Annotated in this window: 22 protein-coding genes and 1 tRNA gene; 19 read left to right on the forward strand and 4 right to left on the reverse strand. The window is 66.8% G+C overall.

All coding sequences use genetic code 11. The features are described 5' to 3' along the window. The 10 genes from AB1609_02930 to AB1609_02975 all read left to right on the forward strand — a co-directional run. The coding region (locus AB1609_02930; GenBank protein MEW6045422.1) for a branched-chain amino acid ABC transporter permease at positions 1–273 on the forward strand (273 nt) is incomplete at its 5' end. 15 nt (positions 274–288) lie between these two features. Then, the gene (locus AB1609_02935; GenBank protein MEW6045423.1) at positions 289–1,335 is read left to right on the forward strand and encodes a branched-chain amino acid ABC transporter permease; all 1,047 of its coding nucleotides are present in this window, start codon (positions 289–291) and stop codon (positions 1,333–1,335) included. A 6-nt stretch (positions 1,336–1,341) separates the two neighbouring features. Then, positions 1,342–2,091, forward strand: coding sequence for an ABC transporter ATP-binding protein (locus AB1609_02940; protein ID MEW6045424.1), 750 nt, complete (start codon positions 1,342–1,344; stop codon positions 2,089–2,091). Continuing rightward, complete coding sequence (locus tag AB1609_02945) at positions 2,057–2,761, forward strand: ABC transporter ATP-binding protein (GenBank protein MEW6045425.1); 705 nt, start codon at positions 2,057–2,059, stop codon at positions 2,759–2,761. The genes AB1609_02940 and AB1609_02945 overlap by 35 nt, the downstream gene beginning before the upstream one ends. A 4-nt stretch (positions 2,762–2,765) precedes the next feature. Continuing rightward, positions 2,766–3,140 (forward strand): OadG family protein, encoded by a 375-nt coding sequence (locus tag AB1609_02950; protein ID MEW6045426.1) that lies wholly within the window; start codon positions 2,766–2,768, stop codon positions 3,138–3,140. Between the two features lie 11 nt (positions 3,141–3,151). Next, positions 3,152–4,273: a sodium ion-translocating decarboxylase subunit beta gene (locus tag AB1609_02955; GenBank protein MEW6045427.1), complete on the forward strand. Its 1,122-nt coding sequence runs from the start codon at positions 3,152–3,154 to the stop codon at positions 4,271–4,273. Positions 4,274–4,290: 17 nt separating this feature from the next. Further along, entirely contained in the window at positions 4,291–5,082 is a 792-nt protein-coding gene (locus AB1609_02960) for a 5-oxoprolinase subunit PxpA (protein ID MEW6045428.1), read from the forward strand. After that, complete coding sequence (pxpB, locus tag AB1609_02965) at positions 5,079–5,894, forward strand: 5-oxoprolinase subunit PxpB (GenBank protein ID MEW6045429.1); 816 nt, start codon at positions 5,079–5,081, stop codon at positions 5,892–5,894. The genes AB1609_02960 and pxpB overlap by 4 nt, the downstream gene beginning before the upstream one ends. After that, positions 5,884–7,209, forward strand: a complete 1,326-nt coding sequence (locus AB1609_02970) for a 5-oxoprolinase/urea amidolyase family protein (protein ID MEW6045430.1) — start codon at positions 5,884–5,886, stop codon at positions 7,207–7,209. Before pxpB ends, AB1609_02970 begins: the two co-directional genes overlap by 11 nt. Position 7,210: 1 nt before the next feature. Next, positions 7,211–8,017 (forward strand): putative hydro-lyase, encoded by an 807-nt coding sequence (locus AB1609_02975; GenBank protein MEW6045431.1) that lies wholly within the window; start codon positions 7,211–7,213, stop codon positions 8,015–8,017. 214 nt (positions 8,018–8,231) lie between these two features. Here AB1609_02975 and AB1609_02980 read toward each other — a convergent pair whose 3' ends face one another. Then, positions 8,232–8,828 carry a transposase gene (locus tag AB1609_02980; protein MEW6045432.1) on the reverse strand — a complete coding sequence of 199 codons (597 nt, stop codon included), beginning with the start codon at positions 8,826–8,828 and terminating at the stop codon, positions 8,232–8,234. 165 nt (positions 8,829–8,993) lie between these two features. On the opposite strand from AB1609_02980, the gene AB1609_02985 reads away from it, so the two are divergent. Both AB1609_02985 and AB1609_02990 read left to right on the forward strand, forming a co-directional pair. Beyond that, complete coding sequence (locus tag AB1609_02985) at positions 8,994–9,197, forward strand: hypothetical protein (GenBank protein ID MEW6045433.1); 204 nt, start codon at positions 8,994–8,996, stop codon at positions 9,195–9,197. Beyond that, positions 9,188–9,328 (forward strand): hypothetical protein, encoded by a 141-nt coding sequence (locus tag AB1609_02990; protein ID MEW6045434.1) that lies wholly within the window; start codon positions 9,188–9,190, stop codon positions 9,326–9,328. Before AB1609_02985 ends, AB1609_02990 begins: the two co-directional genes overlap by 10 nt. Before the next feature lie 78 nt (positions 9,329–9,406). On the opposite strand, the gene AB1609_02995 is transcribed toward AB1609_02990, so the two are convergent. After that, positions 9,407–9,483, reverse strand: a tRNA-Val gene (locus tag AB1609_02995). 168 nt (positions 9,484–9,651) lie between these two features. Between AB1609_02995 and AB1609_03000 the strand changes: the two genes are divergently transcribed. Next, entirely contained in the window at positions 9,652–11,106 is a 1,455-nt protein-coding gene (locus AB1609_03000; GenBank protein ID MEW6045435.1) for an aldehyde dehydrogenase family protein, read from the forward strand. A 3-nt stretch (positions 11,107–11,109) separates the two neighbouring features. Here the strand turns inward: AB1609_03000 and AB1609_03005 are convergent, their stop codons facing one another. Further along, positions 11,110–12,168, reverse strand: coding sequence for a carbohydrate kinase family protein (locus AB1609_03005; GenBank protein ID MEW6045436.1), 1,059 nt, complete (start codon positions 12,166–12,168; stop codon positions 11,110–11,112). Continuing rightward, on the reverse strand, positions 12,158–13,087 hold the full coding sequence (locus AB1609_03010; GenBank protein ID MEW6045437.1) for a pseudouridine-5'-phosphate glycosidase: 930 nt from the start codon (positions 13,085–13,087) through the stop codon (positions 12,158–12,160). The genes AB1609_03005 and AB1609_03010 overlap by 11 nt, the downstream gene beginning before the upstream one ends. Before the next feature lie 173 nt (positions 13,088–13,260). Here AB1609_03010 and AB1609_03015 point away from each other — a divergent pair, with 173 nt between their 5' ends. From AB1609_03015 to AB1609_03040, 6 genes are all read left to right on the forward strand, one after another. After that, the gene (locus AB1609_03015) at positions 13,261–13,911 is read left to right on the forward strand and encodes an ABC transporter permease (protein ID MEW6045438.1); all 651 of its coding nucleotides are present in this window, start codon (positions 13,261–13,263) and stop codon (positions 13,909–13,911) included. A 273-nt stretch (positions 13,912–14,184) separates the two neighbouring features. After that, on the forward strand, positions 14,185–15,402 hold the full coding sequence (locus AB1609_03020) for a 4Fe-4S dicluster domain-containing protein (GenBank protein MEW6045439.1): 1,218 nt from the start codon (positions 14,185–14,187) through the stop codon (positions 15,400–15,402). After that, positions 15,341–15,808 (forward strand): cyclic nucleotide-binding domain-containing protein, encoded by a 468-nt coding sequence (locus AB1609_03025; protein MEW6045440.1) that lies wholly within the window; start codon positions 15,341–15,343, stop codon positions 15,806–15,808. Before AB1609_03020 ends, AB1609_03025 begins: the two co-directional genes overlap by 62 nt. A gap of 76 nt (positions 15,809–15,884) precedes the next feature. Further along, a complete protein-coding gene (locus tag AB1609_03030; GenBank protein ID MEW6045441.1) occupies positions 15,885–16,700 on the forward strand; it encodes an FAD/NAD(P)-binding protein in 816 nt (271 codons plus the stop codon). A gap of 3 nt (positions 16,701–16,703) precedes the next feature. Then, entirely contained in the window at positions 16,704–17,543 is an 840-nt protein-coding gene (locus AB1609_03035; protein MEW6045442.1) for an oxidoreductase, read from the forward strand. Positions 17,544–17,558: 15 nt separating this feature from the next. Beyond that, positions 17,559–18,063: nickel-dependent hydrogenase large subunit (locus AB1609_03040; protein MEW6045443.1), on the forward strand; the 505-nt coding region annotated here is incomplete at its 3' end.

The raw sequence follows: 18,063 nt of genomic DNA on the forward strand, positions 1-18,063 counted from the left end.
GGGGCGACGGCGGGAATGGCCGGCGCCCTGCTGACCAACTTCTATTACATTTCCCCCACGGTTGGCTCCGTGTTTGCCATGATCACCTTCGCCGCGGTGGCCCTGGGTGGATTCGGCAGCGTACCGGGCGCCTTCGTCGCCGGCATCCTGGTGGGGCTGGTACAGATGATGGCGGCTCAGTACGTTACGCCGGAGTTGAAACTGGCCTTCATATATCTGGTCTACTTCCTGGTCGTGGTGGCCAGGCCCCAGGGTCTGCTCGGGGGGCGGTGACGCCACTTGAAGCTCGTGCGGGTATTGCGGCAGGCCACGCGTTTCGGCGATCTCCCCCGTTCCGAGCAGATGGCCTTCGGGCTGCTCGTGACGCTGCTGGTCGTCTTCCCATGGGTTGTTCAGGGTGGCTTTACCCGGGCCGTCGTGGTGCAATTCCTTCTGTTTGCCCTTTACGGGATGAGCTGGAATTTCATCGGCGGCTTTGGCGGTCAGGTGGACCTGGGCGGAGCCAAGAACGTGGGGTTCGGGGCGTACGCCGTGGCGCTATCCATGGTGCGGTGGGACGTGCCCTTCTGGCTGTCGCTGCCGCTGGGCATGCTGGTGGCCGTGGCGGAAGCACTTATCCTGGGCTCGGCCTTGCTGCGCCTGCGCGGGCACTACTTCGCCATTGGCACGCTGTCGGTGAGCCTGGTATGGCAGGAGCTCTTCACGTACTGGGAGTGGACGGGCGGCGCCCGGGGCATCCTCCTGCCCATCAAAGGGGCGCCCGACCTGTGGCACATGCAGTTGAGCGCGGTGGGTTACCATTATCTCATTCTCGCGTTTTTCCTGGTCAGCCTCCTGTGGCTCAACTGGCTGCGCAACTCCAGGCTGGGCTACCAGCTTCGGGCTGTCAAAGCCAACGAGGACGCGGCGGCAAGCCTGGGGATCAACGTCTTTGCGGCCAAGCTCAAGGCTTACTGCATCAGCGCCGCCCTGTATGCCCTGGGCGGGGGGTTTTACGCCGCCTACTTCCGGTATGTTGACCCGTTCGCAGTCATGCACATGGACCTGTCCATCATGATTGCCATGGCGGCTATGCTGGGCGGTGCCGGCTCGCTCTGGGGCCCCATCATCGGCGCGGCCGTCCTCATCCCGCTGGACCGCTACCTCGGAGCATGGCTGGGCGGAAGCGGGGTACTGGGCGTGGACTTCCTGATCTATGCGGTCATCATCATGGCCCTAGCAGCCTACCAGCCGAAGGGGGTATGGGGCATCATCGAAAGCGCAAGACGACACCGGGCAGCTCAGGTGGCACCGGCGCTGGAGACGTCGACAACGGTCCAGGCGTGGAGGAGGTGAGGGGCGGTGGCGCTGCTGTCGGTGGAGTCGGTGGTCAAGCGGTTTGGAGGGGTGGTGGCCAACGACCACATCGATCTCTCCATCGGGGAAGGAGAGATCGTGGGCCTCATCGGGCCGAACGGGGCCGGTAAGACGACCCTGTTCAATTGCGTCGCCGGGTATTTGCGCCCGGACGCCGGCACCATCCGGTTCGCGGGCCGAAACATTACCGGTTGGCCACCCCACCGCACCAGCAGGGCCGGCATCGCCCGCACCTTTCAGATCGTGAAGATGATGGAGAGCCTGAGCGTCGAGGAAAACGTCATGGTGGGTGCCTTTTCTCGTACCGACGACCCCGAAGAGGCACGGATGCAGGCCCGTGAGATCCTCGATCTCGTGGGGCTTTCTCGGGCGAGGCAAGTATACCCCTCCCAACTGCCTCTGGCCATTCAAAAGCGCGTGGAACTGGCGCGGGCGCTCGCCACCCGGCCCAGGCTGCTGATGCTGGACGAATCGGCGGCAGGGCTGAGCCCGGAAGAGGTGGACGTGTTCACCCAGCTGCTTCGGCACATCCACCGGGAAATGCGCCTGACGCTGCTGGTCATCGAACATGTCATGGAGTTCGTGATGGGCCTTTCGGATCGGGTGGTCGTGCTAGCCAGCGGACGCACCATCGCCGAGGGCAGGCCGGACGAGATCACGCGCAACGTTCAGGTGATCGAAGCGTATCTGGGTGAGAAGTATGCTCGACGTGCAGGAAATCCGGGTTCATTATAACGGCGTTCCGGCGCTACACAGCGTGACGTTCAGCGTCAATCGGGGCGAACTGGTCGCCCTGGTGGGTGCCAACGGAGCCGGCAAGAGCACCACGCTCAAGGCCGTCGCAGGCGCGTTGCACCCCGTTGCCGGGCGGATCGTCTTCGAAGGCGTGGACATCAGCCGCCGGTCCACGCCTGACATCGTGCGCCTGGGGATCACCTACGTACCTGAAGGCCGGCTGGTTTTCGGGCCACTGACCGTTGAGGAGAATCTCATGCTGGGTGCGTTCGTGGTTCGCTCCCGGGCTGAGATCGACGAGCAACTCGATTACGTTTATCAGCTTTTCCCCCGGCTGAAGGAGCGCCGGCGGCAGCGGGCCGGCACCCTCAGTGGCGGCGAGCAGCAGATGCTGGCCATCGGGCGAGGGTTGATGGCCCGTCCGAAGCTCCTGATGCTGGACGAGCCCTCCCTGGGCCTCATGCCCAGGCTGGTCGAAGAACTTTTCAACAGTATCGCACGGCTACGGGAGGCAGGTCTCACGATTCTGCTGGTGGAGCAGAGCGCCAGGGAGGCCCTCGAGCTGGCAGACCGGGGCTATGTCCTGCAGACCGGACGAACTCTTGCCGCGGGTACCGGGGAGGAGCTGTTGCGCTCCGAAATCATCAAGAAAGCGTTCCTGGGCATATAGGCCGATGAGCGAGGTTTGGACGGGTGTCATAACTGCCCTGGCGGGCATGCTGACCGTCTTCGTCATCCTCGGCGTCCTGACCGGTTCCGTGTCTCTGTTGGGCCGCTGGGCAAGTGGCGCGGTGGGCGGGCGGTCCGGGTGGGCGTCGGAGGCCGTGCTTTCCCCGGAGGAGGAACGGGAGCTTGTGGCCCTTTTCTCGGCTATCCGGGTATACCGCCCCGGGGCGCGGCCGGTGCCCGGCATCTATGCCCTGAGGGTTAACGGCCGCGAGCGCAAGTTGCGTCTTGTGGAATTGGGCCCGGGTCGTGCCCTTCTGGAGCTCGAGGATGAGCGCCAACTTGAGGTGCGTCTCGAGTCTCCCGAGCGTCAGGTGGGGTAGTGCAACCGACCATGCCAGAAAGCGTGCTGGAGTTTCTCCTTGCGACCGGCTTTGCGGGGATGAGCTGGGGCCGGTTGTGCATGTTGGCCATTGGAGCCAGCCTCATTTACGCGGCCATCGGGAGGCGCTCCGAGCCGCTGTTGCTTCTGCCCATGGGGTTTGGGATCATCATGGCCAACATGCCCCTCGCCCAGATGGGTGTACGGGAGCCCGGGGGGCTCATGTACTACGTCTACAAGGGTGTGGAGTTCGACATCTATCCCCCGCTCATCTTCCTCGGGTTGGGTGCGCTCACGGACTTCTACGCCGTGCTGGCCCAGCCAGGAGTGCTTCTGCTGGGGGCTGCCGCCCAGTTTGGCGTCTTCGTGGCCATGTTTGCAGCCATGCTGGTGGGTTTCGGGCCGCAACGGGCGGCGGCCATCGGCATCATTGGCGGGGCGGATGGGCCTACCGCCGTCTTCCTGGCCAATAAGCTGGCGCCCGAGCTCCTCGCCCCCATCTCGATTGCGGCCTACTCGTACATCGCCCTCGTCCCCCTCATCCAGCCGCCTATCATGAAGGCGCTCACCACCGAACAGGAACGCAAGATCAAGATGAGGTCGCTCCGGAAGGTCTCTGGGGCGGAGAAGCTCCTCTTCCCCGTGGTGGCCTTCATCATCGTCGCCCTGTTTGCCCCCGGCGCAGGCCCGCTGATGGGGGCCATGATGCTGGGCAATTTGCTGCGCGAGTCAGGCGTGACCAAGAGGCTGGCGGAGACGGCCGGCGGCGCGCTTGAAGACATCGTCACCATTCTGCTGATGCTGTCCATTGGCGCCTCCGCTGAGGCAAGCACGTTCCTCAATCCGCAGACCCTGGCGATCCTGCTGCTCGGCATCCTGGCCTTCGCCGTCTCAACGGCGGCGGGTGTGCTGTTCGCAAAGCTGATGAACCTGTTTCTGAAAGAGCCAATCAATCCGCTGATAGGGGCGGCCGGGGTCTCGGCCGTGCCCGCGTCGGCGAGGGTGGCGCAGCGGCTCGCGCAAGAGGCCGACCCCTCTACCCATGTGTTGTTCCACGCCATGGGGCCAAACGTGAGCGGGGTTATTGGGACGGCTGCGGCGGCCGGCGTGCTACTGGCCATCTTCGGGAGCTAGGAGAGGGGGAGCCGACGGTGGAAGGGGAAAAGGTGGCGACGAGCGTTCGGGTGGATCTCAACTGTGACATGGGCGAGAGCTTCGGTGCGTACCGCATCCATATCGACCGGGCGGTGCTGGAGCGGATCTCCTCAGCTAACGTCGCGTGTGGCTTTCATGCCGGAGACCCCATGGCGATGGAGGAGACCGTAGCGCTGTGCAAGGAGTACGGGGTCGCGGTGGGGGCGCATCCGGGATTTCCCGACCTGATGGGGTTCGGGCGGCGGGAGATGAAGATCAGCCCCACGGAAGCCCGCAACTATCTGATCTACCAGGTCGGGGCGCTGAAGGCCTTTTGCGACGCCGCAGGGGTCGAGCTGCAGCACGTCAAGCTCCATGGCGCCTTTTACAACATGGCGGCGAACGACACAGCCCTGGGCCAGGGAGTCATTGAGGGGCTCCTGCGGTTGCGTCCACGGCCCATAGTGCTGGGGCTCGCCGGATCCCGGTTCGTGCAAATGGCACGGGAGGCGGGCCTCGTGGTGCGCGAAGAGGTGTTTGCGGACAGGGCCTACAACCGTGATGGGACGCTGGTCTCCCGGCGAGAGGCCGGTGCGGCGATCCACGAGCCCGATGTGGTGGCACGGCGGGCGCTGCGGATGGTCAAGGATGGGCTAGTGGAGAGCATCGACGGCTATCCGGTAAGGCTGCGGGCTGACTCCATCTGTGTGCACGGAGATAACCCCGGCGCGGCGGAGATCGTGGTGCGCCTTGCGGAGACGCTGCGGCGGGAAGGGGTGGAAATCGTCCCGCTCCGGGCGCTGGCATGAAGGACCACAACGAGGAAACGCTGCGCTTCAAGCCCGCCGGTGATAGGGCACTGCTCATCGAGGGCGCCGAAGTCATCAGCCCGCACGAAAACCTCAAAATGTACCGGTTGATGTTGGCCATCGAACGGGAGGTGGAGGGAGTCGAGGAGGTCGTGCCCGGGTACCGATCCCTCCTCGTCTATTACGATCCGTTCGCTGTGAGCTTCGACGAACTTACGCGGGCCATCCGCCAGATGGAACGGCGGCCCGGTAGCATCGACCTTCCTTCCCCCAGGCTGGTGTACCTGCCGGTGCTCTACGGTGGCGACGCAGGCCCTGACATCCGTGACGTGGCGGTCCACAACGCCCTCACCATGGACGAGGTCATTCAGATCCACACGGCGGCCACCTACCGGGTCTACATGATCGGCTTTCTTCCTGGCTTCCCGTACCTCGGAGGGCTGTCGCCCAAACTGTTCGCTCCCCGCCTTCCCTCGCCCCGCACCCGGGTGCCGGCCGGGTCGGTGGGCATCGCGGGAAACCAGACTGGCGTCTATCCCATGGAGAGTCCGGGAGGCTGGCGGCTCATCGGGAGGACGCCGGTCGACCTGTACATGCCGCAGCGCAACCCTCCTGTCCTCCTTCTCATGGGGGATTTCGTGAAGTTCTTCCCGGTTTCCCCTGAGGAATTTCACGAGATCCGGGCGCAGGTCGAGCGGGGTGAGTACCGCGTCCGCATCGAAGAGGCAGCTCGAGCCCTCTGGGAGCAGGCCGGCGAGACGGGGGAGACGGCTTCAGGCCGATCTCGCGAGGTGGCGGGCAGTGGTCGTTGAGGTGCTGCAGCCCGGGTTGCTGACCACCGTCCAGGACCGGGGGCGCCGGGGCTATCAGAAGTACGGGGTGCCGCCGGCCGGGGCAGTGGACGAGTATGCCCTGCGGGTCGCCAACTGCCTGCTGGGTAATCCCGACCACGAGGCGGCGCTGGAAGCGACGTTGCTTGGGCCCACGCTGCGGTTCGAGCAGGCGGGGTGGATCGCCATAACGGGGGCCGATCTGGGAGCGCGGCTTAACGACGCTGAGGTGCCGCTGTGGGAAACCATCCCGGTGGCCGAGGGTGACATCCTTTCGTTCGACCGGGCCCGTTGGGGGATGCGGGCGTACGTGGCCTTTGCCGGGGGCATCGACCTGCCCGTCGTACTGGGCAGCCGGGCTACTTATGCACGCGCCAGACTGGGGGGCCTGGACGGGCGCCCGCTGCAAAAGGGGGACCGCTTGCCGGTGCGAGGCGGCGCCTGCAGCCGGAGGCGGCTGCCGCAAGAATGGGTGCCCCGCTACGGCCTGGAACCCATCCGCGTCGTGCTGGGGCCGCATCAGGACCGCTTCACGGAAGAGGGACTGCGAGCCTTCTTGAGTGGGGAGTACCGGGTGCTGCCCGACTCTGACCGCATGGGGCTTCGGCTGGAGGGGCCTCGCGTCGAGCACGTGCGAGGGGCCGACATCATCTCCGGGCCGGTGTGCACGGGGGCCGTTCAGGTTCCGGGCAACGGGCAGCCTATCGTGCTCCTGGCCGACCGGCAGACGACCGGTGGGTATACGCAGATCGCTACGGTCATCACCGCCGATCTTTACAGGCTGGGCCAGGCCCGGCCCGGGGATGCGATTCGCTTCGAGGCATGCAGCCTGCAACAGGCTCAGCGGGCGCTGCGCGAGCCGGAAGAGCACCTCGCTCGAATCAAGCAGCTCGTCGACCGGGGTGAACTGGACGTGGTTGAGCGGTTGCGGCTACGTACTCACCGGGCGGCTTACGACGTCCAGGTCAGGCTTGCGTCGGCCCGAGAGTTGACCGTGGGGATCAGCGGAACGCAATTCCGGGTGCAACTGGTGGGCACGCCGGGGCAGGCAGCGGAGGGTCAGGGCGAGGGGCGTCTCCACGCTCTTCGAGCGCCCATGCCCGGGCAAGTCGTGAACGTGCTGGTAGGGGCAGGCGATCGGGTCGAAAGGGGTGATCGGCTCGCCGTGCTGGAGACGCTCAAGATGGAGATCGAGCTGGCCAGCCCGGCAAGCGGGGTGGTATCCGAGGTGAGAGTGGCGAAGGGCGCGCAGGTGCAGGACGGCCAGGTGATGATCCTCATAACGGAGGGCGGCTGAAGTGCACGAGGTAAGGCCGCGCGATCTGGCGCGCGCATCGCCCGCGGAGGTCAGGGCGCTCATCCGACGGGGCGAGTGGACAAGAGCAACGGCCGGGCTATGCCAGGGGTACGCGCAGGCGAACCTCGTCGTCTTGCCGAAGGAGATGGCCTACGACTTCTTGGTCTTCTGCCACCGCAATCCCAAGCCGTGCCCCCTTCTGGACGTGACGGACACGGGCTCCTACGTCCCGCAGCGCGTGGCTCCCGGCGCCGACCTCCGAACGGATCTGCCCAAGTACCGCGTCTACCGGGACGGCAGGCTCGAGGCCGAGCTGTTGGACATCGTGGGGCTGTGGCGGGATGATCTGGTGGCGTTCCTGCTGGGGTGCAGCTTCACCTTCGAAGCCGCCCTCCTTCAGGCCGGGGTTCCCGTGCGCCACATCGAAGAGGGGAAAAACGTGCCGGTGTACATCACCCGGGTTCCCTGCACCCCGGCCGGCATCTTCAAGGGTCCTCTCGTGGTGAGCATGCGGCCGGTGCCGCCTCACCTCGTGCCGCGGGCCGTCCAGGTTACGTCGCGCTTTCCTACCGCCCACGGGGCGCCTGTACACGTGGGCGATCCTGCGCGCCTCGGGATCGAGGACCTTGACCGGCCCAACTTCGGCGAGCCCGTAACCGTTCGGCCCGGAGAGTTTCCGGTGTTCTGGGCCTGCGGTGTCACGCCCCAGGCCGTTGCGCTGGAGGCGAAGCCGTCTCTGATGATCACCCACGCCCCGGGGCACATGTTCATCACCGACGTGCGGGATGAAGCTCTCGCACTCCTTTAGGCGCACCCCTGGCGCTTGGCGGACGACGCTCGCGGTGATGCGTTGGGCCGTGTCAACTGTGGCCCATTTCAATCCGGAATGGCGCTTCCAGGAATTAGTACCCTAGCTTCAGACGAGACGGTGCTGGGCCCCTGCTTTTGGTCCGCAGCAGGGTGACAAAGCCTCGGGCCGGCGGGACGGCGGCACTGAGGCTTCCTGGCTTTCCGGCTCACGGCTACGCGCCCGCGGGAGCATGTCCCATGGGTGCATTCAGGTCGTCGAGCCAGCGGCTCAGGTGCTCCCGGAGCTGCGCCTCCATCTGCCGGATGAAACGCTGCCCCACCCGGCTCTTGGAGGTGCCGAAGGCCTCCACCTCGCCCACGTCCTCCAGCGTGGCCGCATAAGACCGCGTCGGCACCCCGTGCAGCATGCGGGCCAGCACCGCCTCATTGAGGCTGTCCTCTTGCTGGGCCCACGCGTAGCTCTCCAGCCGGATCTCCCCGCCCTTACGGTGGACCCGGGGACGCTGGAGGCGCACTTTGCGCCCTCCGATGACCGCCCGGCCGCGTTCATGGCCGTGGCGGTACGCCTGCCGGTCTGCCCGGTGCTTACCCTTGGGCCCCACCCCCTCCGCCACCTCGTTCTCCATGGTCGCTTGCAGCATGGCCAACCCCACCTGGACGGACAGCGCCATCAGGCCCTTTTGGGCCACCCCGGCGATGCGGCGCAACGGGATCTCGACCTTGTCGGGCAGCCACCGCAGGCTCCGGACCTCCTGCCGGTTGGCCTTGCACACCTTCCCCTCGGGCGTGACCACGTGGCATGCTGGCATCGGCGGCTCCCTCCCATCCGTTGGGTTTTGCTCGCCCCTGTTCTACCACAGGGGTCCCGGGAGGCGCCACTTCAACTTCCACAGACTACGGGACAACGTCCCTGATTTGCCGGCCCATCGTGGCGCAACGAGCCGAACCTCGTCTTTACGAACCGCACCGGTGGTATGCTGCGCCGTTCCAACATCGACGACGCGGACCTCGCCCGCATCATCCAGCAGGCCCGCAGGAAGGCGGCCGAGGCTTACGAGAAGGCAGGGATGACCAGGAGCAAGGCTCAGGCGGCCGCCGCGAAGCTCCGGGAGGGGGTCACCCTGCACACCTTCCGCACACGCATGCCGCCCTGCTCATCGCCCAGGGCATGGCCGTGACCGTCTCCCGGCGGCTCGGGCACGAGAACGTGCGGATCACGCTCGACCTTTACGGGCACCTGCTGCCGGGCCAGGACGAGAAGGCGGCTGCCGTGCTGGACGGGCTCCTGGCCTGCCGCGCGAAAGAATAGGCAGGAAAACGGAGGCCTGGCAGCCGACAGGCAACAAAGAAGCCCGCTCACGGATCCCGTCGTGGCGGGCTTTTTCGATGGTGGGCGAGAAGGGAGTTGAACCCCTGGCCTCTACCATGTCAAGGTAGCGCTCTAACCATCTGAGCTACTCGCCCACCGCCGGCCGACGCCAGCATACGACGCCGCCCGGCGCCCAGTCAAGAGGGACCGCGTGGGCCGCTGCGGTGGCAGGGGCATTGCGGCGCGCTCCCTGGCACGTTTACCATACAGATACCGCTTACTTTCCGGGCGCATCATGGGCACAAAGGGGGGCACCAGAGGCCGTGAGTGTTGCAATCAGCCATCCCGGCGCGCTGTTCATCGGCGGGCGCTGGGTGAAGGCGCCGAAGGCCCTGCCGGTGCTGAACAAGTATTCGGGGGAAGTGGTCGGCGAGGTGGGCCTGGCCGACCAGAACCTGGTGGACTCGGCCATCTCGGCGGCCGCCCGGGCCGCTGCCGTCATGGCCAACCTGCCGGCGTACCGCCGCGCCGAACTGCTGGCGGCGGTAGCGCGGCTCATCGAGGCAGAGCGGGAGAACTTCGCCCGAACCATCGCGGCCGAGGCGGGCAAGGCCCTCAAGTACGCCCGCATCGAGGTGGACAGGGCCATCACCACGTTTACCATCGCAGCCGAGGAGGCCCGCCGCATCCACGGCGAGACGGTGCCGCTGGACGCGGTGCCCGCCGGGACGGGCTACTTCGGCTTCTTCCTGCGCAGGCCGGTGGGTGTCGTGGCCGCCGTTTCGCCGTTCAACTTCCCGCTCAACCTGGTCGCGCACAAGGTGGCGCCCGCCCTGGCGGCAGGCAACGCCGTGGTGCTGAAGCCGGCTTCCTCCACGCCGCTGACGGCTGTGCTGCTGTGTGAAGTGCTGGAACAGGCCGGCGCACCGGAAGGTGCCATCAACCTGGTGGTCGGGCCGGGCGGTACGGTGGGGGAGTGGCTGGTCTCCGACCCCCGGGTGGCCAAGGTAACCTTCACCGGAAGCGCAGCGGTGGGGCGCCAGATTCTCCAGCGGGCCGGTATCAAGAAGGTCACGCTCGAGCTCGGCAACACCTCGCCGGTGCTGGTGGGGGAGGACGCCGACCTGGACCTCGCCGCCAGGAAGTGCGCGATCGGGGCCTACTACAACTCCGGCCAGGTGTGCCTGTCGGTTCAGCGGATCTACGTCGAACGCTCGGTGCGCGACACGTTCCTGGAGAAGTTCGTCGCCGCAACCAAAGCCATGGTGGTGGGCGATCCGCTCCAGGAGCAGGTGGACGTCGGGCCCATGATCGACGTGAAAGAAGCGGAGCGCATCGAGTCGTGGGTGGAAGAAGCCGTTCACGGCGGAGCCCGGGCCCTCACCGGAGCGAGGCGCGAGGGAGCCGTCTACTGGCCCACCGTGCTGACCGACGTACCCGAGCGGGCACGGGTGGTCACGCAGGAGGCCTTTGCACCGGTGGCAAGCGTGATGGCGTTCGATCGGTTCGAGGATGCCCTGGTGGCGATGGATGACACCGAGTACGGGCTGCAGGTGGGGGTGTTCACCCGGGACATCCCCCGCATGTTCCAGGCCATTCGGGCGCTGAACTTCGGCGGGATTATCATCAATGACGCCCCGACGTTCCGGGCCGACCACATGCCGTACGGCGGCAACCGCCAGAGCGGCATCGGGCGAGAAGGCGTGCGCTACGCCATCGAGGAGATGACCAACGTTCAGATGGTGGCCATCAACGTGGCAGGGTACGGGAAGGCATAGCGGTTACAGGGAGGGGCGGCTGCGGGACAACCGTTCCGCCGCCAGGCGGTTGCCCCAGCGCAGCCACTCCTGAGGCGGCAGGCCGTACAGGAGCGCGGCCAGGAAGCCAGCGTCGAAGGCATCGCCGGCTCCCGTGGTGTCAGCCGGCGTAACGGGCTCAGCGGGACACGTGAGCCACAGGGCTTGCGTGTCCCCAGGCGGGCTCTGTGAAACAGCGAGTGCCGCCGCCAGCCGGCCCAGCGGGCGCGGGGGGCGGGTGATGTTCGCCGCAAGGAGCGAGCCCCTTGCGCCGAGCTTCGCGCCAGTGCACGGCACTCGGGCCAGGGCGTGGCGCACGGCCGCCGATGGCGCGGCGGCTTCGGGGCCGCCCCCGGAGTTGCGCCCGGAAAGCTCCTGCAGTTCTCGCTCATTGGCGAGCAGGATGTCGGTCAGGTTGAGTATCTCGTCCAGTACGGCGGCCGCGATGTGGCCCATGGTGGGTCCCGGGTCGAAGGCCACCAGCCCACCGGCCGCTCGGGCCACCCTAACCGCCTCAATGTAGGAAGCAGCCTGATGCGCACTCTGAAGCCCGTAGCCCGAGATGAACACCACGGCTGCGGCCTGCAGGGCCTGTCTCAGACGGGGCGTCATGCTGACCGGCCGGGCCGCCGCACCACGGTACGAGAACATGGTGCGCTCGCCCCGGGCGTCCACCACCGACAGGACGGTACCCGTGGTTGCCGACACCGAGACGAACGACGTGTCGACGCCCGCGGAAGCGAGGTGCTCCATCAGGCTGCGGCCGGCCTCATCCCCTCCGACTCCGCTCACGAGCACCGCGGGAATCCCGAGCCGCGCAAGGCCGCAACTGACGTTGAGCCCGCCCCCGCCCGGCCGCTGCTCCATCCCAAGGACGGGACCGTCGCCGCCGGCCGGGGGCATCTGGTCTACCCATAGGATGCGGTCCACCAGCGCGTCGCCCAGCACCACGACGGGAGGGCCGGCATACGGGACACCGGGCAGGCCGGTACCGGGCCCGGGTCGCTCCAGCCCGGCGGGCCAGGCCCGCTCTTCAGCTTCCACTGGGGCGTGCCGCCATCCGGACGGCGATGCGGGCGGCCAGGGCGGCGTTACTGACGACGAGTTCCACGTTGGCCTCGAGGCTGCGGCCGCCGGTCAGGCGGCGGATCTGTTCCAGGATGAACGGTGTCACCTCCTGGCCCCGGATGCCGCGCTCGGCGGCCGTCTTCCTGGCCTGCTCGATGGCGTTGGACACCTCCGCCGGATCGGGCGCGCAGGCCTCGGGCACGGGATTGACCACGAGCACCGCCCCGGTCAGCTGACACTCCCACTTGATGCGGGCAAGGCGCACGATGTCATCCACCTCGTCCACCCGCATGGGCACGGGGTGGCCGCTGGTGCGGACGTAGAACCCGGGGAACTCCGACGTCCTGTACCCGACCACGGGGACGCCCAGGGTTTCCAGCAGTTCAAGGGTGCTGGCGATGTCAAGGAACGACTTTGCCCCGCTTGAGACCACGACCATGTTGAACCGGGCAAGCGCCCCGAGGTCGGACGAGATGTCCATCGCCACGCCCTCGTGGACGCCGCCGACCCCTCCGGTGGCGAACACGGTGATGCCCGCAAGGCTGGCCAGGGCCATGGTGCCGGAGACCGTCGTGCCGCCGGTGAGGCGGCGCAGTTCGGCCCAGGGAATGTCTCGCATGGCGATCTTGACCGTGTCGGAGCGGCGCGCCAGCGATTCGAGTTCGGGACGGGACAACCCGATGCGCACCTGCCCGTCCACCACGGCGATGGTGGCCGGGACGGCGCCTTCGGCACGCACGGCCTCTTCGGCCCGCAGTGCCGTTTCAAGATTGTTCGGCCACGGCATGCCCTGGCAAATGAGGCTGGACTCCAGGGCCACGACGTGGCCTTTGTACAGAGCGGTGGCGACCTCGTCGGTCGTCCGGTAGGCCGCGGCGCGGTGGGTATCACCCAAAGAGCTTCACACTCCCTTTGTGGCGGCAGGGGGAGACGGGCTGGGAAGCGCCCCGGGGCCTGCCGCCGGAGCCCGCCAGAAGAATAAGACCCGCCTCGGCTTCTCTCCTTCACCTCATCAAAAGCAGCGCGTCGCGGTCACCGGCAATAGGGTCAGATTGGTCTTGACACGGCATGGGGCGGGACATCCTGACCCGGATCGTTTATGGCGCCCGGCTCTCCCTGCTCATCAGCGGCGCGGCGGTGGCAACGAGCGTGGTAGGGGGCGTCCCGGTGGGGCTGATATCCGGCTACTACGGTGGCTGGGTCGACTCGCTCGTCCAGCGGGCGGTCGACATCCTGCTGGCCTTTCCCGGCTTCTTGCTCGCTCTCGTCTTCATCGCCATCCTGGGGCCGGGGGAGGCGAACGTGGTGGCCGCCGTAGGGCTGGCCGGCGTGGCGGTTTATGTGCGGCTGGTGCGGGGAGTCGTGCTTGTGGTCCGGGAGGACCTGTACGTGGAAGCGGCCCGGGCAATGGGGCTACCGGACCGGCTGGTTGTGTGGCGGCACGTTTTGCCGAACGCCGTGATGCCGGTGGTGGTGCAATCCAGCCTGCAGCTCGGCACGGCGCTCCTGACGGCCGCCGGGCTCGGGTATCTCGGCCTCGGCGTCAAGCCGCCCACGCCTGAGTGGGGCGCCATGATCGGGGAAGCGCAAAGCTACGTTTTCTCGGCCTGGTGGATGTCGGCCTTTCCGGGTCTCGCCATCTTCCTCACGGTAATGGCGTTCAACCTCATCGGAGATGGCCTTCGGGACAGCCTCGATCCGCGCACGTCGCTGGGATAAGGCCCAGCCCTCTGCCCCTTCAGGGGGGATCGCCTTCGTTTACACCGCGCTGCCTGAATTGCAAGAAACTTGCTCAATTCTTTCAAATTCCTGCTCTGGCCGGCGGCGACTGAAGAAGGAACCCGGCAGGTCGGCTACGCATCGTCGTGCCCTGAAACAGGGATCGCACCGTGGCTCCAATGGCTGCGCCGGCGCGCGAGGATTTCGCTTGGGTGGAGCGAATGGCATGCCATGTGGCGAGGCCTGGGACGTCCGGGGAAGGGAGAGGCGCGGGTGAGCCGGCCACAGTCAGGCACCGGACCGCTGCGAAGCGGAAACAAGGTTGTCATCGGGCTCGACGGCCTGCAGCGCGTCTTTGAATTGCTTCTCGACAGGGGATATCGTCTCGTCGGGCCAACCGTGCGCGACGGTGCCATCATCTACGACGAGATCACACGAGTAGAGGAGCTACCGGCCGGTTGGACCGACGAGCAGGGCCCGGGGACGTACCGGCTGAAAAGACGCCCGGACCGGGCTCTCTTCGGCTACGCGGTCGGCCCCCATTCCTGGAAGAAGTGGCTCTACCCGCCGGCGTTGCGGTTGTGGCAGGCTGCCCGGCGCAACGGAAGCTTCCAGATCGTCGCGGGCCCACAATCCCCGCCCCGCCTTGCGTTCATCGGGGTGAGGGCGTGCGAGCTGCACGCGGCGGCCATCCAGGACCGCGTGTTCCTGGCAGGGCCGTATCAGGATCCCACCTACCGGGCCCGCCGGGAGCAGGCCTTCGTCCTGGCCGTTCAGTGTACGCACCCGGGGGGCACCTGTTTTTGCGCCTCGATGAACGCCGGGCCCGGGGCTTCGTCGGGATTCGACCTGGCCCTGACCGAACTGTTGACGCCCGAGGAGCACCTCTTCCTGATTGAGGTGGGCAGCGAGGCGGGCGCCGGCCTCCTGCGGGAGGTCCCCCATCGACCCCCCTCGGAGCCGGAAGCGGAGCAGGCCGCCCGGGCGGTGGCGGAGGCGGCCCGCCACATGGGGCGCTTCATGGAGACGGCCGGGCTTAAAGAGCTGCTCTACCGCAATCTGGAGCATCCCCGCTGGGATCAGGTGGCCAGCCGGTGCCTGAGCTGCGGCAACTGCACCATGGTCTGCCCCACCTGCTTTTGCTCGACCGTGGAAGACCTGACGGATCTGTCCGGCGAGCGAGCCGAACGCTGGCGCCGGTGGGACTCATGCTTCACCCTGGCTTTCTCGTACATCCACGGTGGCACCCTGCGCAGCTCGGCGCGTTCCCGCTACCGCCAGTGGATGACCCACAAGCTCGCAACGTGGGTCGACCAGTTCGGCACCTTCGGCTGCGTGGGTTGCGGACGCTGCATCACGTGGTGCCCGGTCGGCATCGACATCACGGAGGAGGTGCGAGCCATCCGGGAGGGCGAGGGGGAAGGCAACGATGGAGACGGAAAGCCTGGTTCGGCTGCTGAGGGAGCATCCGTTCCTGCAGGGTCTTTCTGAGGAACACCTCCAGACGCTGGCTTCGTGCGCGGCCAACGTCCGCTTTGAGGCAGGCCAGTGGGTGCTGCGAGAAGGCGAAGAAGCGCGGCGATTCTACCTGCTGCGGTCCGGGCGGATTGCCATCGAGGTGTACGTGCCCGGCCGCGGGCCCGTTCCCATGCAAACCATCGGGGAAGGGGAGGTGCTGGGCTGGTCGTGGCTGGTGTTGCCCTACCGGTGGCACTTCGATGCCCGGGCCATGCAGTTGACCCGCGCCATCTCCCTGGACGCCGAGTGCCTGCGGGCCCGTTCGGAGCAGGACCACGAACTGGGCTACGAACTGCTGAAGCGGTTCGTGCCCGTCATACTCCAGCGCCTTCAGGCCGCGCGCCTGCAGCTTCTGGACGTCTATCGGGCAAACGGGTAGGTGAAGGCCGATGGGTGTGACGCCGGTGGCTCCGGCCGTGACCGAATCCGAAGCAGCTTCTGCCGGGCCGTTGCTGATGGTGCCCATCCTCTTTCACGTGGAGCAGGTTCGGCGGGAGACGGCCGATACGCTCACCCTGACCCTCAAACCCGCCGAGGGCGGGACAACCCTTCGCTTTACGCCGGGCCAGTTCAACATGCTCTACCGGCTCGGCCTGGGGGAGGTGCCCATCTCCATCAGCGGCGATCCGTCCAGGCCGGACAGATTGGTTCACACCCTGCGGGCGGTGGGAACGGTCACGAAAGGCCTGGCCTCCCTGCGGCCCGGCGAGGCGGTGGGCGTGCGGGGGCCTTTTGGCGCCGGGTGGCCCATGGAAGCAGCCCGAGGCAAAGACGTGGTCGTCGTGGCCGGCGGTATCGGGCTGGCGCCTCTTCGCCCCGCCATCTACCACCTGCTAGCGCGCCGGCACGATTACGGGCGGGTCGTGCTGCTGTACGGGGCCCGCACCCCGGGCGATCTTCTTTACCGGCGGGAGCTGGAGCGCTGGCGGGGGCGCTTTGACGTGGACGTGCTGGTCACCGTGGACCGGGGCGATGCCGGCTGGCGGGGGCACGTGGGCGTGGTAACGACCCTTTTCACTCGGGCCTTTTTCGACGCCGACGACTGCGTGGCCATGGTCTGCGGTCCCGAGGTGATGATGCGCTTTACGGTGGCCGAACTCAAGGCGCGGGGTATACCCGACGACCGCATCTACCTTTCCATGGAACGCAACATGAAATGCGCCCTGGGCTTTTGCGGCCATTGCCAGTTCGGCCCCGTGTTCGTATGCAAGGACGGGCCGGTGTTCCGGTACGACCGCATCAAAGCGTTTTTCGGAAAGCGGGAGATCTGAGAAGTGGCGCCCAAAGGCAAGCCCAGGTTAGCGGTGTGGAAGTTCGCCTCCTGTGACGGATGCCAGTTGAGCCTGCTTGACCTGGAGGACGAGCTTTTGGCGGTGGCGGGCGCGGTGGAGATCGCCTATTTTCCTGAGGCGACCCGAGCCCAGCTCGAGGGGCCTTATGACGTCTCCCTGGTGGAGGGCAGCATCACGACGCCCCATGACCTACTGCGTATCCAGGAGATCCGCCGCCAGTCCGGGTTTTTGGTGACCATTGGTGCCTGCGCGACGGCGGGCGGCATTCAGGCGCTTCGCAACTTCAAGGACGTTAACGACTTCATCCGCGTCGTCTACGCCACTCCGGAGCACATCCACACCCTCGAACGGTCGACCCCTATCGCCGACCACGTCCCCGTCGACCTGGAACTGCGGGGGTGCCCGGTCAATAAAGACCAGTTGCTGGAGGTGATCAGCGCCCTCATCCATGGCCGCCGGCCCAACTTACCGTCCTACAGCGTCTGCCTCGAGTGCAAGCGGCAGGGCAACGTCTGTGTTATGGTGGCGCACGGGACCCCCTGCCTGGGCCCGGTGACCCAGGCAGGCTGCGGGGCGCTGTGCCCCTCCTACAACCGGGGCTGTTACGGGTGCTTCGGCCCGATGGAGTCGCCCAACACGGCGTCGCTGGGCGGCTGGTGGCAGAACTTCCTGGGGCGCTCGCCACAGGACGTGCAGCGGGCGTTCCACACGTTCAACGCATGGTCGAAGGCTTTCCGGGAACCCCTGGGCAAGGGCGAGGCCGAGCGCGCAGGGGACGAGGCTGCGGCCGGTCGAACGGCGAAGCCGGCGGAGAGAGCGTGAAGGGGCATCGATACCGTGTCAGCAAGAACCATTAAGGTCGATTACCTGGCCCGGGTGGAGGGCGAGGGGAGCCTCTACGTCAGGCTTCAAAACGGCAAGGTGGCGGAGGCCCGCCTGGAGGTCTTCGAGCCACCGCGCTTTTTTGAGGCTTTCCTGCGAGGCCGGGCCTTTGCCGAAGCCCCGGACATCACCGCCCGCATCTGCGGCATATGCCCCGTGGCCTACCAGATGAGCAGTACCCACGCCATGGAAGCGGCGCTCGGCATCCGGGTGACGGGCCCCCTGAGGGACCTGCGGCGGCTCATCTACTGCGGCGAGTGGATCGAAAGCCACGCCCTCCACGTTTACATGCTGCACGCGCCCGATTTCCTGGGATACGACGACGCCCTGAAGATGGCTCAGGAGCATCCGGAGGCGGTGGGGCGGGGGCTGCGTCTGAAAAAGATTGGAAACGAGATCGTCCGGGTGCTGGGCGGGCGGGAGATCCACCCCATCAACGTCTGCGTGGGGGGTTTTTACC

The organism is Bacillota bacterium (assembly GCA_040754675.1).
Lineage (GTDB): Bacteria > Bacillota > Limnochordia > Limnochordales > Geochordaceae > Geochorda.

Excerpts from the sequence above, each read along its gene's own strand:
- AB1609_03025 (MEW6045440.1), top strand. The coding sequence starts at position 15,341 with ATGGAGACGGAAAGCCTGGTTCGGCTGCTGAGGGAGCATCCGTTCCTG.
- AB1609_02950 (MEW6045426.1), top strand. The coding sequence starts at position 2,766 with ATGAGCGAGGTTTGGACGGGTGTCATAACTGCCCTGGCGGGCATGCTG.
- AB1609_02945 (MEW6045425.1), top strand. The coding sequence starts at position 2,057 with ATGCTCGACGTGCAGGAAATCCGGGTTCATTATAACGGCGTTCCGGCG.
- AB1609_02985 (MEW6045433.1), top strand. The coding sequence starts at position 8,994 with ATGCTGCGCCGTTCCAACATCGACGACGCGGACCTCGCCCGCATCATC.
- AB1609_02980 (MEW6045432.1), bottom strand. The coding sequence starts at position 8,828 with ATGCCAGCATGCCACGTGGTCACGCCCGAGGGGAAGGTGTGCAAGGCC.
- AB1609_02955 (MEW6045427.1), top strand. The coding sequence starts at position 3,152 with ATGCCAGAAAGCGTGCTGGAGTTTCTCCTTGCGACCGGCTTTGCGGGG.
- AB1609_03015 (MEW6045438.1), top strand. The coding sequence starts at position 13,261 with ATGGGGCGGGACATCCTGACCCGGATCGTTTATGGCGCCCGGCTCTCC.
- AB1609_03030 (MEW6045441.1), top strand. The coding sequence starts at position 15,885 with ATGGTGCCCATCCTCTTTCACGTGGAGCAGGTTCGGCGGGAGACGGCC.
- pxpB (MEW6045429.1), top strand. The coding sequence starts at position 5,079 with ATGAAGGACCACAACGAGGAAACGCTGCGCTTCAAGCCCGCCGGTGAT.
- AB1609_02990 (MEW6045434.1), top strand. The coding sequence starts at position 9,188 with ATGGCCGTGACCGTCTCCCGGCGGCTCGGGCACGAGAACGTGCGGATC.